The sequence below is a fragment of the Streptococcus sp. M334 genome, assembly GCF_000187745.1.
GTDB lineage: Bacteria > Bacillota > Bacilli > Lactobacillales > Streptococcaceae > Streptococcus.
The window spans coordinates 98,034-113,881 of record NZ_GL732490.1 but is presented as its reverse complement, the minus strand read 5'-3'; the positions used below and the strand labels follow the sequence as shown (position 1 = coordinate 113,881).

18 protein-coding genes and 1 pseudogene are annotated in these 15,848 nt (G+C 40.9%); all 19 read right to left on the bottom strand.

From position 1 onward, the window contains the following. Positions 1–25: 25 nt before the first annotated feature. Positions 26–406 carry a RidA family protein gene (locus HMPREF0851_RS12855; RefSeq protein WP_001140420.1) on the bottom strand — a complete coding sequence of 127 codons (381 nt, stop codon included), beginning with the start codon at positions 404–406 and terminating at the stop codon, positions 26–28. A 10-nt stretch (positions 407–416) separates the two neighbouring features. Then, positions 417–1,004, bottom strand: a complete 588-nt coding sequence (gene yihA, locus HMPREF0851_RS12850) for a ribosome biogenesis GTP-binding protein YihA/YsxC (protein ID WP_000422605.1) — start codon at positions 1,002–1,004, stop codon at positions 417–419. Between the two features lie 8 nt (positions 1,005–1,012). Further along, positions 1,013–2,245, bottom strand: coding sequence for an ATP-dependent Clp protease ATP-binding subunit ClpX (gene clpX / locus HMPREF0851_RS12845; protein WP_009014398.1), 1,233 nt, complete (start codon positions 2,243–2,245; stop codon positions 1,013–1,015). A gap of 209 nt (positions 2,246–2,454) precedes the next feature. Further along, the gene (locus tag HMPREF0851_RS12835; protein WP_000162450.1) at positions 2,455–2,961 is read right to left on the bottom strand and encodes a dihydrofolate reductase; all 507 of its coding nucleotides are present in this window, start codon (positions 2,959–2,961) and stop codon (positions 2,455–2,457) included. Between the two features lie 130 nt (positions 2,962–3,091). Then, entirely contained in the window at positions 3,092–3,610 is a 519-nt protein-coding gene (locus HMPREF0851_RS12830) for a Dps family protein (RefSeq protein WP_000229885.1), read from the bottom strand. Between the two features lie 342 nt (positions 3,611–3,952). Continuing rightward, a pseudogene (lytC, locus tag HMPREF0851_RS16795) lies at positions 3,953–4,357 on the bottom strand (choline binding-anchored murein hydrolase LytC); the annotation flags it as partial. Positions 4,358–4,730: 373 nt separating this feature from the next. Next, positions 4,731–5,489, bottom strand: a complete 759-nt coding sequence (gene tpiA / locus HMPREF0851_RS12820; RefSeq protein WP_000087893.1) for a triose-phosphate isomerase — start codon at positions 5,487–5,489, stop codon at positions 4,731–4,733. 97 nt (positions 5,490–5,586) lie between these two features. Further along, entirely contained in the window at positions 5,587–6,264 is a 678-nt protein-coding gene (locus HMPREF0851_RS12815) for a DnaD domain-containing protein (RefSeq protein WP_000221589.1), read from the bottom strand. Positions 6,265–6,272: 8 nt separating this feature from the next. Continuing rightward, entirely contained in the window at positions 6,273–7,217 is a 945-nt protein-coding gene (metA, locus tag HMPREF0851_RS12810; RefSeq protein WP_001122716.1) for a homoserine O-acetyltransferase MetA, read from the bottom strand. 335 nt (positions 7,218–7,552) lie between these two features. Further along, positions 7,553–8,065, bottom strand: a complete 513-nt coding sequence (locus HMPREF0851_RS12805; RefSeq protein WP_001049320.1) for an adenine phosphoribosyltransferase — start codon at positions 8,063–8,065, stop codon at positions 7,553–7,555. Between the two features lie 89 nt (positions 8,066–8,154). Then, complete coding sequence (locus HMPREF0851_RS12800) at positions 8,155–8,913, bottom strand: class I SAM-dependent methyltransferase (RefSeq protein ID WP_001287237.1); 759 nt, start codon at positions 8,911–8,913, stop codon at positions 8,155–8,157. A 419-nt stretch (positions 8,914–9,332) separates the two neighbouring features. Next, positions 9,333–10,022: a 50S ribosomal protein L1 gene (rplA, locus tag HMPREF0851_RS12795; protein WP_001085679.1), complete on the bottom strand. Its 690-nt coding sequence runs from the start codon at positions 10,020–10,022 to the stop codon at positions 9,333–9,335. 206 nt (positions 10,023–10,228) lie between these two features. Next, positions 10,229–10,654, bottom strand: coding sequence for a 50S ribosomal protein L11 (rplK, locus tag HMPREF0851_RS12790; protein WP_001085807.1), 426 nt, complete (start codon positions 10,652–10,654; stop codon positions 10,229–10,231). Positions 10,655–10,932: 278 nt separating this feature from the next. Then, the gene (ldcB, locus tag HMPREF0851_RS12785) at positions 10,933–11,649 is read right to left on the bottom strand and encodes an LD-carboxypeptidase LdcB/DacB (RefSeq protein WP_000747753.1); all 717 of its coding nucleotides are present in this window, start codon (positions 11,647–11,649) and stop codon (positions 10,933–10,935) included. Positions 11,650–11,651: 2 nt separating this feature from the next. Continuing rightward, the gene (locus tag HMPREF0851_RS12780) at positions 11,652–12,122 is read right to left on the bottom strand and encodes an HIT family protein (RefSeq protein WP_000335621.1); all 471 of its coding nucleotides are present in this window, start codon (positions 12,120–12,122) and stop codon (positions 11,652–11,654) included. Between the two features lies 1 nt (position 12,123). Then, complete coding sequence (locus tag HMPREF0851_RS12775; RefSeq protein ID WP_001077211.1) at positions 12,124–13,161, bottom strand: M42 family metallopeptidase; 1,038 nt, start codon at positions 13,159–13,161, stop codon at positions 12,124–12,126. 201 nt (positions 13,162–13,362) lie between these two features. Further along, positions 13,363–14,688 (bottom strand): branched-chain amino acid transport system II carrier protein, encoded by a 1,326-nt coding sequence (brnQ, locus tag HMPREF0851_RS12770; protein ID WP_001074568.1) that lies wholly within the window; start codon positions 14,686–14,688, stop codon positions 13,363–13,365. A gap of 171 nt (positions 14,689–14,859) precedes the next feature. Beyond that, positions 14,860–15,147, bottom strand: a complete 288-nt coding sequence (locus tag HMPREF0851_RS12765) for a rhodanese-like domain-containing protein (protein ID WP_000659163.1) — start codon at positions 15,145–15,147, stop codon at positions 14,860–14,862. Positions 15,148–15,260: 113 nt separating this feature from the next. After that, on the bottom strand, positions 15,261–15,839 hold the full coding sequence (locus tag HMPREF0851_RS12760; protein WP_000078139.1) for a uracil-DNA glycosylase family protein: 579 nt from the start codon (positions 15,837–15,839) through the stop codon (positions 15,261–15,263). Positions 15,840–15,848: the final 9 nt, after the last annotated feature.

Genomic DNA, 15,848 nt, shown 5'->3' with positions numbered 1-15,848 from the left:
TTGGCAGAACCAAACTTCAACTAGCTTATCCAATCTCTGCGATGACTTCGATTTCGACTTTTACATCACGAGGAAGACGAGCTACCTCCACAGCTGAACGAGCTGGAAATTCCTCTTTAAAGGCCGTTTGGTAAACCTCATTAAAAGGAACAAAGTCGTTCATATCGCTCAAGAAACAAGTTGTTTTGACAACATGGTCAAAGTCAGTTCCTGCCTCTGCCAAAATAGCACCAATGTTTTTCAAGACTTGTTCTGTCTGTTCTTGGATTGTTTCTCCAACGATTTCCCCAGTTTCAGGAGAGAGAGGAACTTGACCACTAGCAAACAAAAGGTTGCCAACGATTTTTCCTTGAACATATGGTCCGATAGCCTTTGGGGCTTTGTCTGTATGAATTGTTTTTGCCATTTTCTTTTCCTCACAATTTTTCTAAGATTGCATCCCAAGCCTCATCCATCCCTGCCTTGCTGACAGATGAAAAGAGGATGAAATCATCACTTGGGTCAAAATTTAATTTCTTTTTGATTGCTGATTCGTGCTTGTTCCATTTACCACGAGGAATCTTGTCCGCCTTGGTCGCAACGATAATAACCGGAATCTCGTAATACTTGAGAAATTCGTACATCTGCACATCATCTGCTGACGGGTCATGACGGAGGTCAACTAGACTAACCACTGCACGGAGATTTTCCCGAGTCGTTAAGTACTCCTCAATCATGCGCCCCCACTTTTCACGTTCCTTCTTGGAAACGCGGGCATAGCCATAACCAGGCACATCCACAAAGCGCATTTTGTCATCAATGTTAAAGAAGTTGAGAAGCTGGGTTTTACCAGGTTTCCCTGATGTTCGAGCTAGATTCTTGCGGTTCAGCATGGTATTGATAAAGCTAGATTTACCAACATTTGAACGCCCTGCTAGGGCAATCTCTGGCAGTTCATCCTGCGGATAGTGGGATTTATTCGCCGCACTGAGCAAGATTTCTGCATTGTGTGTATTAAGTTCCATAGTCACCTCTAGGCTGTTTCTAGGATTGGTTTATCCGTTCCATCGACAGCTTCTTTTGTGATGCGGACCAATTTAACATTTTCCTGACTCGGTACTTCAAACATGACATCTAACATGGTTTCTTCAATAATCGAGCGAAGACCACGCGCACCCGTTTTGCGTTCGATGGCCTTATTGGCAATCTCTTGAAGAGCTTCGTCGTCAAATTCCAACTCAACATCATCATAAGACAGCAAGGTTTGGTATTGTTTGACCAAGGCATTTCTTGGCTCTTTCAAAATACGCACCAAATCATCTACTGTCAATTGTTCAAGAGCAGCAAAGACAGGCAAACGTCCAATCAACTCAGGGATAATACCAAATTTTTGAATATCTTCTGCGATGATTTCTTGCATGTAAGAGCTATTTTCATCAATCGCTTTATTATTTTGACCAAATCCGATGACTTTTTCACCCAGACGTTGTTTGACAATTTCTTCAATACCATCAAAAGCACCACCCACGATGAAGAGGATATTTTTGGTATCCACTTGAATCATCTCTTGTTGCGGATGTTTTCGTCCACCTTGAGGCGGCACGCTTGCAACTGTTCCCTCAATAATCTTGAGAAGGGCTTGTTGCACCCCTTCACCAGAAACATCACGTGTGATAGACACGTTCTCGCTCTTCTTGGCAATCTTGTCAATTTCATCCACATAGATAATGCCACGCTCTGTACGTTCAATGTTAAAGTCAGCAGCCTGCAAGAGTTTGAGGAGGATATTTTCCACGTCCTCACCCACATAACCAGCCTCCGTAAGAGCTGTCGCATCAGCAATCGCAAAAGGCACATTCAAGCTTTTAGCCAAGGTCTGGGCCAAGAAAGTTTTCCCTGAGCCAGTTGGACCAATCATCAAGATGTTTGATTTCTGCAAATCCACATCTTCTGACTCTTCACGCGTATCGTGGAAATTGATACGTTTGTAGTGATTGTAAACCGCCACTGCCAAGGCACGCTTGGCACGATCTTGACCGATTACATAGTGATTCAAGATATGGAGAAGTTCAATTGGTTTTGGTACCTCAGACAAGTCTGCCAAGACTTCTTCCGCCAACTCCTCCCTAATGATTTCCTGGGCTAACTCCACACATTCATTACAGATAAAGGCGTTGTTACCTGCGATTATTTTTTGTACTTCTTCTTGGCTTTTGCCACAAAATGAGCAATAAACCATCATATCATTATTCCTAGTTGTAGGCATGATTTCCTTCCGTTCTATTCTTTTTATACTGTCATTCTATCTAAAATAAGGTCATGTAAAAAGCATGGATACTATTGACCAAATTGGTAAAGGCATTTAACCAGAGCAGGACAGAAAGTCCATAGCGCTTTTTACGAAAAGCCTGTGCTCCAGCAAGCAAGCAGACCAAACACAGCATGGCTGTAAAAAACCAAATATACTACGTTCCATTAGACTTCCTTTCTCTTGCGGTATTGGATGGTAAAATCATAAGGATTTTTCTCATCTTTGGTATAGGATTTGCTTGAAACTGTCTCAAAAAGAGACAAGTCAAACTCCTCAGGGAAATAGGTATCTCCCTCCACCCGAGCATGAATGTGAGTCACAATCACTTCGTCAAGGTAGGGCTCAAAAGCCTGAAAAATCTGCTTCCCACCGAGAATATAGAGATTCTTTTCTTGAGCCTGATACCAGTCCAAGACAGACTGGATATCCTGAAAAGTAGCAACTCCATCTATCTTTTCTTCTGGGTTACGTGTCAAAATCAAGGTCTCCCGTTTTGGAAGCAAGCGACGCCCCATCCCATCAAAGGTCACACGCCCCATCAAGATAGCATGATTCAGAGTTGTTTCTTTAAAGTGTTGCAATTCTGCCGGCAAATGCCAAGGCAGACGATTGTCCTTACCAATCACACCCTCTTCATCCTGGGCCCAAATAGCTACGATTTTCTTAGTCATGCTTCCATCCTTTTCACTGATAGTACTATTTTATCAAAAAACTCAAAAAAAGACTGGTTTGGAATAGCTTACAGAATAGAAAAAATCTGTAAGAAATTTCCTACAGATTTATATATGTTACTATTGTTTCTTACAAACCAGGTGCTTGTCCAAGTTCTGCTGCAAGCATCCAGATTGTTTTGTCTGTTTCAGTTTTAGCATCTGCAAAGATACCATTTGTCACATCGTCACCTTCTTCATCAGTGACATCCAAACCTTTTTGGAAGAGTTCTGACAAGTAACGGTAGATAGCAAGGACACGTTCCAAGCTTTCTTCAACATTACGGTATTCACCAGCTTCTTCTTCGATTTCACTATTTTGAAGGAATTCTGTCAACGTAGAGAATGGGCTTCCTCCAAGTGTAATCAAGCGTTCGCTGATTTCATCCAATTGACCATCAAGAGCATCCATGTACTCATCCATTTTTGGATGCCATACAAGGAACCCACGACCACGCATGTACCAGTGTACTTGATGCAAAGCAACGTGGGCTACGTACAAATCAGCAACAGCTTGGTTCAAGACTTCCTTTGTTTTTGCCAATGCTACTGGTGCTACTTTTGTTAATGATGTTACGTCTTTTACTGCTTCTTTTTTCAATTCTACCATTGTTTTTACCTCATTCATTATTTTTTGTAACCACTTCTTAATGATTACTACCTTAGTATACTACTAAGAGAAACCAATAGCAAGCCAAAAGACTCACATGAGAAAAGTTGCAATAGACTGATAATTTAAGAATTATTTAGAGATTTTTGGATTAATACTCAATGAAGATCAAACTAGAAAGCTAGCCGCAGGTTGCTCAAAGCACAGCTTTGAGGTTGCAGATAAAGCTGACGTAGTTTAAAGAGATTTTCGAAGAGTATAAATTTCATACCCCTTTGCTTCAGTAAAGTAAAGAAAAAGAGGATGCAAATTTCTTGCACACTCCTTTCTCAACTTTATATCTTAATACCAAACGCTGACATTGACACGTCCACGAATTCCTTTTAAGTATTCAGATGAAGTATATTGCCATCCTTTTTCTCCTGAATAGTGAGGATTTGTCCAATCAAGTGCATCAGTATAAGCTGCAACCCAGTTGACATGTTGTAAAATATCTGGATGATTCAAACGAGTTTGCAAGAGTTGACGATAGCTATAAACTTTCACATTTTGGTAACCAGCCTGCTTCATTGTTGCCATATACTTATTGATAATCTTGACCCAAGTTCCAGTATCACTTGGAGCTCTCTTTGTTTTATTGACATATTCCCAGTTCTCAACATCATAGTAGATAGGATACGACAAGTTCATATTGTATTTTTTCAAGAGTTCAATAGTCTGATTGGCATCTGTTTCATTTTCTGCATAACAACCGTCTGCTTTTATATAGAACCAGCTATTGTAGCTAGTATCGAAAATCCACTCACTCTTTGTTTTGGAACCATCAGCATTTACATAATAATCCCCCTCCCAGTGGGCAGAAGCATTGGCCTTTACTCCTTCGCTCGTTTGAGTTTTATTAGAAGACTGATTTTGCTCTGAACTACTTGAAACTATCGTTGTATCCTACGAAGTTTTTGCTACTTCAGTTTCATTTGCAGCGACCTAGCTAGTTGCCAAGCCTAGTAAGCAGATACTTGCTAATCCAATTTTTCCAATCTTTGTTTTCAATCTTTCCTCTCCTATAAAAAATGGAACAGACATCTCAATGCTGTTCCACCTAGCTTTTGCTACTTACTAATTATTTTACAAAGTCAAGCAATGCCAAGAAGCTTTCAGCTTCAAGTGACGCACCACCTACAAGGGCACCGTCAACGTCTGGGCAAGCCATGTATGAAGCAACATTCTCAGGTTTAACAGAACCACCGTATTGAACACGAACTTTGTCTGCAACTTCTTGACCAAAGTCAGCAGCTACAACGTCACGAACAACTTTACACATTTTTTGTGCATCGTCTTGTGAAGCTGATTTACCAGTACCGATAGCCCAGATTGGCTCATAAGCGATAACTGATGCCGCAACTTGTTCAGCAGTCAAACCAGCCAATGCAGCAGATACTTGAGCACCTACGAATTCAGCTGCTTTACCAGCTTCGTAAGTTTCGAGTGATTCACCACAACAGATGATTGGAAGCATACCATTTGCAAAGATTGCTTTAGCTTTTTTGTTAATATCTTCGTCAGTTTCATGGAAGTAGTCACGGCGCTCTGAGTGACCGATAACAACGTAGTCAGTACCGATTTCTTTCAAAACTTGTGGGCTAGTTTCACCAGTGAAAGCACCTGCATTTTCAAAGTAGCAGTTTTGAGCAGCAACTTTAAGGTTTGAACCTTTTGCAGCAGCAAGAACAGTTGTCAAATCAAGAGCTGGAGCAGCGATACCTGCTTCAACAAGATCTGATGAAGGAAGTTTTGATGCAACTGCTTCAACAAATGCTTTAGCTTCTTCTGGATTTTTGTTCATTTTCCAGTTACCAGCGATAAATGGTTTACGTGACATTTCACATACCTCTTTTTTCAATTTATTTTCTATTTATTTTATCACAATTAGACACAGCTTGCAAATCTTACTAGAATTTCAAGCCTGCTGCCATGGATTAATCCTTCCAGAGATCCATGGCATTTCTGAAATCTGCCGACACCTGTGTCAACTGAGGATTGCTTGCTTCTCTCTCTGCTCGCTTAGCCTCGATTTGAGCCACACTTTTGATACCTTCATGGCGCCAGTTTCTCAAAATCGCCTGGATGTACTTCCAGTTTGGTTTTCCATTCAAAACCGCTTCACGAAGAGCTTCCTTAATCAAATCAGCACTGGTTCCATCTTCTTTTAGGGTCTTGGTCAAATCCTCAATCTCAAAAGGCGTCAACAAGCGTCCCAACTCCTGCTGGAAGGTTTCCACCAAATCCTTGAGCTGGTTTTGAGGTGTCAACTGGTCTGAACTTAAATGAGCGACTCCAAGCAAGTCATCCAAACGTTCCAAAGCCAAACTAGCATCAAAAAGCAATTCAATTTCGCCATTTAATTCGATAGTACGATACTGAAGCAGTCCCCTCTCCGTCAGATTGGAAATGGACTGGTTGACATCCGAAATTTCCTTGCCAATCCTGTCAGCAATCTGGCTTGGCGACATTTCTTCCAAACCTGTCGTATTTTGCAAATAGAAAAATTGCCAGACCAGAAAATCGTCGCTGGAAGGAAAGAGTTCCTTAAAATGCAAGAGCAGGGCACTCGGTAAAACCAAGTTCCCTGATTTAAAAGCGTCTAAATATGTCATAATTCCTCTTATAAATACCCAAATGCAGATGCATCATCTTGAATTTTTCTCCAGTCAAAAGGGGTTTCCTGATAGACCGCATAGTTCACCCAGTTACTGAAAAAGAGGGCTGCTGATGAAGACCAACAAAGACAAGGTGTCTGATTGACATCATCATCCTTAAAGTAATTTTCTGGAATATGTGGGTCTAAACCTGCGTCACGATCCCTAAAATACTCTTTTGCCAAGGTATCACGGTCATATTCCAAATGCCCAAAACTATAAATTTCTCGTAAATCACGACTGGCCAAAATAGAAACCCCAACCTGAGGTCCTTCTGATAAAATCTCGAGATTGGTTTTGTTTAAGACCTCTTCCTTAGAAATTTCCGTATGCCGTGAATGAGGGGAAACGTAGCTATCGTCAAAGCCTCTAAAGAGAAGGTGACCTTCCTTTAAGGTGTCCTGAGGATAGATACCTGATAATTTACTGTCCATCTGGTATTTTTCCACCCCATAACGCAGATAGAGTCCTGCCTGAGCCCCCCAACAGATATGAAGGGTCGAATAGACATGGGTCTTGGACCACTCGATTACCTGACTGAATTCCTCCCAATAGTCCACTTCCTCAAATGGTAAATGCTCAACTGGAGCACCTGTGATAATCATCCCATCAAAATACTCGTCCTTAACTTCAGGAAAAGTTTTATAAAAGGTCTCCATGTGCTCTGAACGAGTTGTCTTAGAACGATGGCTTTCCATATAGAGAAAATCAATATCCAGTTGCAGGGGTGTATTGGCCAAATGGCGCAACAACTGGGTCTCTGTGACCATTTTTTGTGGCATGAGATTTAAGATTAAAATCTTCAAAGGACGGATATCTTGGTGGGCTGCACGTTGATCATCCATGACAAAGATATTCTCTGTCCGTAAAATCTCAACAGCTGGTAATTTTTTATCAATTCGAATCGGCATAACCCTCTCCTAACTGTACTCTTTCAGGAATAATTGCATATGTTTGAAACTCTTCGAAAATCTCTTCAAACCGCGTCAACGTTGCCTTGCCGTATGTGTAGGATACTGACTACGTCAGTTCCATCTACAACCTCAAAGCTGTACTTTGAGCAGCCTGCAGCTAGTTTCCTAGTTTGCTCTTTGATTTTCATTGAGTATAAAACTAAATCTCAAACACTTAGTCCTTTTATTATACTGCAAGAAGATATAGTTTTCAATTATACTTTTTCTCTAACTAGCTATAGTCTATTTTTATATCCTAATGTAGAGAAAACAGCCCTAGGGACTGTTTTTCATTAATAATGCATCAGAACTTTGTAATCGTAGTCACCGATTTTTTCACGGCCGTTCAATTCATCCAATTCAACAAGGAAGGCACAACCTGCTACAACACCGCCAAGTTTTTCAATCATCTCGATGGTTGCCTTAACAGTTCCACCTGTTGCCAAGAGATCATCTACGATAAGAACACGTTGACCTGGCTTGATGGCATCCGCGTGCATAGTCAAGGTATCAACACCGTACTCTTTTTCATAGTCAGCAGAAATAACTTCACGTGGCAATTTACCTGGCTTACGAACAGGCGCAAAACCAATTCCCAACTCAAAGGCAACTGGACAGCCCACGATAAATCCACGCGCCTCAGGTCCCACGACCATGTCGATTTTCTTGTCAGTAGCATACTGAACGATTTCACGAACAGCATAGCTATAAGCATTCCCATCAGCCATCAAAGGACTGATATCACGGAAGGTAATTCCTTCCTTCGGATAATTTTCAATTGTTGCAATGTAATCTTTTAAATTCATCTTTTTTTTCTTTCTTTCAAAGTTTTTTACTCTCTATTATAGCATATTTTTTAAGAAAGAAAAAAGGAAAAGTTAACTTCAATAATTATCTAACGATTTGACGATTTATAGCTAGCCATAGCAATAAAACCCAATTTCTGTTTATTCTTAGCAAACATTTTATACATAGTTAAAAACTGCTTTCTATTCTCCTTTTTACAAGCATTTACACAAATTTTCAAGGTTCCTAGCCAACCTTCGTCATAAATCATACCTGATAATTTCATTAATGTCATTTCACCAGTCAATACTTTCACATCACGATAACCTGATTCTATCATCACCTGTTCCCAACCATCTTGAGTTAAAGGGCCTACATTTACATGAATTGCTTGTGACAATTCCTGTCTGACAGACTCTTTAGCTTCCTTAAGAAGCACATCATGTGTCAAGAGAAGACCTTCAGGTTTTAATACCCTTAGATATTCCATTACACATTTTTTCTTAGCTTGATCGGCTTGCATAGTCAGCATAGCTTCATTTATAACAATATCAAAACTAGCATCTTCATAAGGAAGTTTCATTGCATTGGCTCTTTCAAACCTGATTAGATGCCCAACACCTGCCGTTTCAGCAGATTTTTTAGCCACTTCTAAAGCTTGTCCATCCATATCAACAGCAGTTATCTTACAACCAAAACGCTGTGCCAACTCAATTGCTGTAGTTCCCCTATTACACGCAACTTCTAGTATTCTCTTTTCTTTTGAAAATCCTCCTTCTGCAATTAACCAATCTGTGGCACGTTTTCCACCTGGACGTAAGCGTTTTTTCCCCAGTTTTGCTAAAAACTTATGACCTGCTTCTGACATTTGAACACCTCTGTTTTTTCTTCATTATAACATAAAATTATATTATCTGACAATTCTAATCTATTATTTGATAAACTAGAGTCAAAAGCATATAGTACGCCATGACTATAGCATAAATCTATTAGTCACCTCTCTAGTTCGAATTCAACTCCTCCCATCATTTAAACGTATGGATTACGACTATTTTTTGTACTTTGGAATTGCTCTCATCTTCATCCGCTCTACGAACCTCCACCTTTCTATTCGTAGACCTACTATTTCTCTATCCCTTCCTCTGCAGATTCTTATTTCCAGCGTCAGACTTGAGAATCGCTAACAGGTTCTACCCACAAAGGACTTACACCTCAGATAAACGACATGTCGTCGTACCTAAAAAAACGAGCACTTTCGTACTCGTTTTCTCTTTTATAAACTACTGATTAAAGTGAGTTTACGTCAACTTTGATACCAACACCTTGAGTAGTTGTGATAGTCAAGTTTGTTACGTAAGTTCCTTTAGCTGTAGCTGGTTTTGCTTTTTGGATTGTTTCGTTGAAAGCTTTGAAGTTTTCAACCAATTTTTCAGTTTCAAATGATACTTTACCGATGATTGCTTGAACGTTACCTGCACGGTCAGCACGGTAAGTGATTTTACCACCTTTAGACTCTTCAACTGCTTTTGCAACATCCATTGTTACAGTACCAGTTTTAGGGTTTGGCATCAAGTTACGTGGTCCAAGGACACGTCCAAGACGTCCAACAAGAGCCATCATGTCAGGTGTAGCGATAACCACGTCGAAGTCCAACCAACCGTCGTTGATTTTAGCAACAAGGTCATCTTCACCAACAAAGTCTGCACCAGCAGCTTTTGCTTCTTCAGCTTTTGCACCACGTGCGAAAACAAGAACGCGTGAAGTTTTACCAGTACCGTTTGGCAATACCATTGCTCCACGGATTTGTTGGTCAGCTTTTTTAACGTCAATGTTCAAGTTGTAAGCAACTTCTACAGTTGCGTCAAATTTTGCAAAGTTAGTTTCTTTTGCAAGTGCTACAGCTTCTTCTACGCTGTATGCTTTTGTGCTGTCGATTTTCTCAAGAGCAGCACGAAGTTGTTTGCTTTTTTTAGCCATTTTCTATTCTCCTTGTAAGTGGTTCAATCGATTTTCATCTCCCACGTCACTCCTCGAAATGATGAAGTCTTGCGGGTTTTCAGTCTATTAGATTCTTTTCCTACTTCGTTAAGCTCCCTTGCTGTACCCAAGTACAAGCTTCAGTCACTTGCCTAGTATGAAAAGCAACTAATAGACTGCTGTGAGATTTTCTACTGTGTTATTGATTAGTCAACAACAGTGAATCCCATAGAACGAGCAGTACCTTCGATCATACGCATTGCAGACTCTACGTTTGCTGCGTTCAAATCTGGCATCTTAGTTTCTGCAATTTCTTGTACTTGTGCACGAGTAACTGTAGCAACTTTAGTTTTGTTAGGTGTACCTGATCCTTTTTCAACACCTGCAGCTTTTTTCAAAAGAACAGCAGCTGGTGGTGTTTTAGTGATGAAAGTAAATGATTTATCTTCGTAAACTGAGATAACAACTGGAATGATCATACCAGCTTGGTCAGCTGTACGAGCGTTGAACTCTTTTGTGAATCCCATGATGTTGATACCAGCTTGACCAAGAGCAGGTCCAACCGGTGGAGCTGGTGTAGCTTTACCAGCAGGGATTTGCAATTTTACAAGTTTTTCGACTTTTTTAGCCATTTTTAAATCCTCCTTTGTGGTTTTGGCGGTAATTAAAGATTTTTACCTCCCACAAGTATGCTTTACACATACCCATCTATTATACACTATTTATCTAGAATTGCAAGAGAAAAGTTTGTTTTTTTTTATACTCAATGAAAATCAAAGAGCAAACTAGGAAGCTAGCCGTAGGCTGCTCAAAGTACAGCTTTGAGGTTGTAGATGGAACTGACGTAGTCAGTATCCTACACATACGGTAAGGCGACGCTGATGTGGTTTGAAGAGATTTTCGAAGAGTATTAATCGACGTAATCTCCGCCTTCAAAGCCATAGTATTCTTCCAAACTGAGACCACTCTCAGCAATTTCTTTAGCTTCTTTTCCGACATAACGAAGGTGCCATTCTTCAGCCATATAGCCTGTTTCCTTTTCCTTGCCTTTGAGATAACGTACAACAAAGCCATAATCAGCTGCATGGTCCAAGAGCCATTGGGCCGCTTTTTCTTCTGTCACCAATTCTCCATTTGTGCTAATCACATCAAAGGCCAAACCTGTCTGGTGTTCGCTATAGCCAGGTCGAGCAGAATAACGGTCGGCAGCTTCTTTCCCATCTTGATTGACATAATCTTGATAGAGCTTGGTCTGAGTTTCATAACTTCTAAAGCCACTGTAATGATCGCTGATTGGGAAACCTGCCTCTTGCATAGCTTTGATGAGTTTGACCAACTCTGCCTTAGCTGTTGGATTTTCCCCTGGATTATAGTCTTTAGACAATGGATAGTGTTTGTTGGCTACGATGATTTCATCGTATTTCCCTTGGATGCTGTAGTAGTCTCCTTTGTTAACCACTTCTGCTTTTTTCTGGGCAGCTCCTTGAGACTTACTGCCAACTGTTCCATCAGACTTGGCGGTTTGTTCTGTCTTAGCTGCGCCATCTTCATTTTTTGCTTTTTCTTGTGAACAAGCTGCTAGACTCAAGGCTAGCAAAGCTGTCAAGATAAGGTATCTTTTTTTCATTTCTACTCCTTTATTTCTAATAGTTTATCTACTTCTAACGATAGACGTTTGACTAATCTTTTAATCTCATCCGGTTTTGCTTGGCAGGTTTCTGCTGTCATTTCTTCAAAAGGAACCCACCAAACTGGACCACGTTCCTTGAGACCATGGCCATTCATATCACCTCTTCTTCTAGGAAAAAGATGCCAGTGGATATGTGCATCACCATTGCCTAGCAGTTCGATATTCATTTTCTCAGCAGCAAAGGACTTAGCAACCGCCTCTTGGACCACACTCATTTCTTCTAGAAAACGGAGCCTTGTCTCCTTTTTCAAATGGTGCAATTCGGTAACGTGTTCCTTGGCTAGAAAGAGACTATAGCCTGCAAAATACTGGTGATCTCCGATTACAAGGTAGCCTGTTTCCAACTCTTTGACAAAATAGGGATTTTCTCCCTTCTTGATGAGCTCAATTCTCTGGCAAATAAGACACATATTAGTCTACCAATGCGCTCTTAAGATAGGCATCAACCATACGTTCCGTTGCGACCACCGAGTCAATATGGGTACGCTCATAAGAGTGGCTAGACTCGATACCAGCACCAAGAAGAGCATGTTTAACCTCTGCCCCTGCAGACATGGCTGCTGAAGCGTCAGAACCATAAAATGGGTAGATATCCAACTTAAATGGAATATCTTGCTCTTTGGCCAAGGCCACTAAGTGTTGACGGAAGTCATAGTGATAAGGACCTGAAGCATCCTTTACACAGATAGATACTGTGTACTCATCTGTTTGCTGGTCATCGCCCATGGCTCCCATATCCACAGCCAGATATTCTACTACCTGGGCAGGAATGTTAGAATTAGCACCGTGTCCCACTTCTTCAAAAACTGAAAAAGCAAAATGGGTTGTAACTGGCAATTCAATCTTCTCTTTCTTATAAAGACGAAGCAGGTTAAGCAAAATCGCTGCACTGACCTTATCGTCCAAATGACGAGATTTGATAAAGCCTGTCTCTGTCACGACAGTTCGTGGGTCAAAGCTGATAAAATCACCGACTTCAATTCCCAAGGCACGAGTTTCTTTTTCATTAGTTACTTTTGCGTCCAAACGCACTTCCATATTGTCCTGCGTGCGTTCTGTAGTTCCTGCATCCTTGTAGACATGGCAAGAAGTTTGGTGGATAAGGATGGTTCCTGATACTTTTTCACCTGTACTAGCCACATGAACGGTACAATTTTCTCCTTCAATCATATTCCAAGGGAAGCCACCGATACGGTCCAATTTGAGACGGCCGTCTGATTTGACAGCACGGACAATAGCACCCAGTGTATCCACATGGGCAGTCACATAGCGATGCTCTTCATCATTTTGCCCTTTGATAGTTATATTGACACCACCCTTGGCTGTGCGAACCGGCTGGTAACCAAAACCTTCTAGAGTCTTGACTAAATAGTCCGAAATCTCACGAGTGAAGCCGGTTGGAGACGCAATGGCTGTCAATTCTTTGATATATTCTACTGTTTGATTCATTTTTTCACCTCTTTTGCTACCTATTATAACACATTTATCATCGGATAAAAAAAGAAAATCACTCCTGTAGACTGGCTACAAAAGTGATTTTATACTCAATGAAAATCAAAGAGCAAACTAGGAAACTAGCCACGGGCTGTACTTGAGTACGACAAGGCGACGTTGACGCGGTTTGAAGAGATTTTCGAAGAGTATTAGTGATTATTCCATTTCAAAAACATCACTTTCTTGCTTGTTTGGTAGAACCAATGAGAGCAAGATTCCGACAATGGCTGGCACCAACCATGGGAGTGATGCCTTAGCAAAAGGAAGAGCCTTGACAAGATTTGCAAGAAACTCAACTTTAAATGAGCTTCCTAGTACGCTTGCAATGGCAATAGCTGTAACCACTGCAATTGTCAACTGCATACCTGGTTTTGAAAGAGCTACAAATTTGTTGACAATGACAATCATAACGATGGCAATGGTGATTGGGTACAAAATAACCAGCACAGGGATTGAGTACTTGATAATCGCATCAAGACCCAAATTGGCAATCGCAAATCCAATCAAGGTAAAGGCTGTCGCATAAACCTTGTAGCTGACTTGTGGGAAACGCTCATTAAAGAACTCAGCTGTTGACACAATTAAACCAACAGTTGTTGTAAAGCAGGTTACGGTAACCATAGCTGCCAGGAAGAGTTGAGCTGTTGAACCAAAGATTTCTTGAGTGGCTTGTGACAAGATGTAAACACCTGGTGTTCCACCCTTCATCGCCTCAGCTGGTACTGGGAAATGATTTCCAAGGAAACCTAAACCGATATAAAGAGCGCTGAAGGCAAGGGCAACAACGATACCAACAACCCAAATAGTTGAAATGTATTCTTTCTTACTTGAGAAGCCAAGTTGTTTCAAGGTTTGAACTGCGATTACACTAAAAGCAACAGAGGCAAGGGCATCCAAGGTATTGTAACCTTCGAGGAAACCTGTCCCAAAGGCAGAAGCTTGATAAGCAGCTGAAGCAGCTTGAGGACTTGTTCCACCGTATTTGAAAGCTCCTAGGACAACCAAGATAACAATCAAAATAGCAAAGACTGGTGTTAAAATACGGCCGATACGGTCTAAGATTTTTGATGGATTAAGCGAAATCAAATAGGCTGCTGCAAAATACAGAACTGTAAAGACAATCAAGCCCAGACCTTTATTTGCATCCGACAGAAGAGGGCTAATCCCTACTTCGTAAGCCGTTGTAGCAGTACGTGGGATAGCAAAGAATGGACCAATTGACAAATAGAGAACTACGAGGTACAGAGGCGCAAACCAAGGCGCTATCTTTGTTGAAATCTCGTGAATATATCCTTTAGGATTTAGCGTTCCAATAATAAGGGTCAAGACGGCGATACCGACGCCTGAAAAGACAAAACCTGCGATGGCAGGAAGAAAATGTTCTCCAGATAAAGCACCTAGAGAAGGCGGAAAAATCAAGTTTCCCGCACCAAAAAATATTCCAAACAGGAGCAAACCTGTTAGGGCACCTTTTTTAGCCATGAAAATCTCCTTCATATTTATAAAATACTGACCTAGTATACCACGATTAGAAGTCTGAAAAAAGCATCACGAAGCAAAATGTTAAATGTTTTTAAGATTCTAAAAAGTATGAATTGTCTAAAAATAAAACTCTCCTACTCAGTCTACACCAATTAGGAGAAATGCAAATTTTTAAAGTTCTTCAAAGGCCATCATACCACCTTGAACATTGATAACCTCATAACCTTGTTCTGATAAGAATTGGCAAGCACGCGCTGATCTCATTCCAGCTTTACAAATGACATAATGAAACTGGTCCTTGTCCAACTGATTATAGCTATCAGCTAATTGACTAAGCGGTAGATTGTGGGCACCTTCTAAGTGAAGAGCTTCAAACTCATCCACTTCTCTCACGTCCACTAAAGAAAGTTGACCGTTTTGATAAAGCTGGTAAAATGCGTCAAAGGTAATTTCTTTCATTCTTTTTCTCCTAATACTCTTCGAAAATCTCTTCAAACCACGTCAGCGTCGCCTTACCGTACTCAAGTACAGCCTGCGGCTAGCTTCCTAGTTTGCTCTTTGATTTTCATTGACTATAAAATGGTTTTAATTCTTTTTTTCAAATCTGGCACCACTTCTGACTCAAACCAAGGATTTTTGGCCATCCAGATTTGATTTCGAGGTGAGGGGTGAACTAGTGGAAAATAGGCTGGCAAGTAGTTCTGGTAATGTTTTACCCGTTCTGTCACCTTGCCACTGACTTTCTCCTGTAAATAGTAGGCTTGGGCATACTGGCCAATCAAGAGGGTCAACTGGATATCGGGTAATTCTTGCAAGAGCTGCGGATGCCATTTTTCTGCAAAGCCTGCTCTAGGCGGTAAATCTCCTGACTTACCATGTCCTGGAAAGTAAAAATCCATAGGCAGAACAGCAAAATAACCTGAGTTGTAAAAGGTATCTTCATCCACACCTAGCCAGTCCCGCAAACGATCGCCACTTTTGTCCTTCCAGTAAAGGCCTGCTTCTTGGGTTTTAAGACCAGGCGCTTGACCGATGATATTGATGCGAGCAGTCTTTGGCGCTGCAAAGAGAGGCTCAATGCCACGCTTTGTATAGTCGACATTCTGTGGATCCGCCATAATAGCCTGCTTGATTCTTTCAATTTGAGACATCTACTTTCC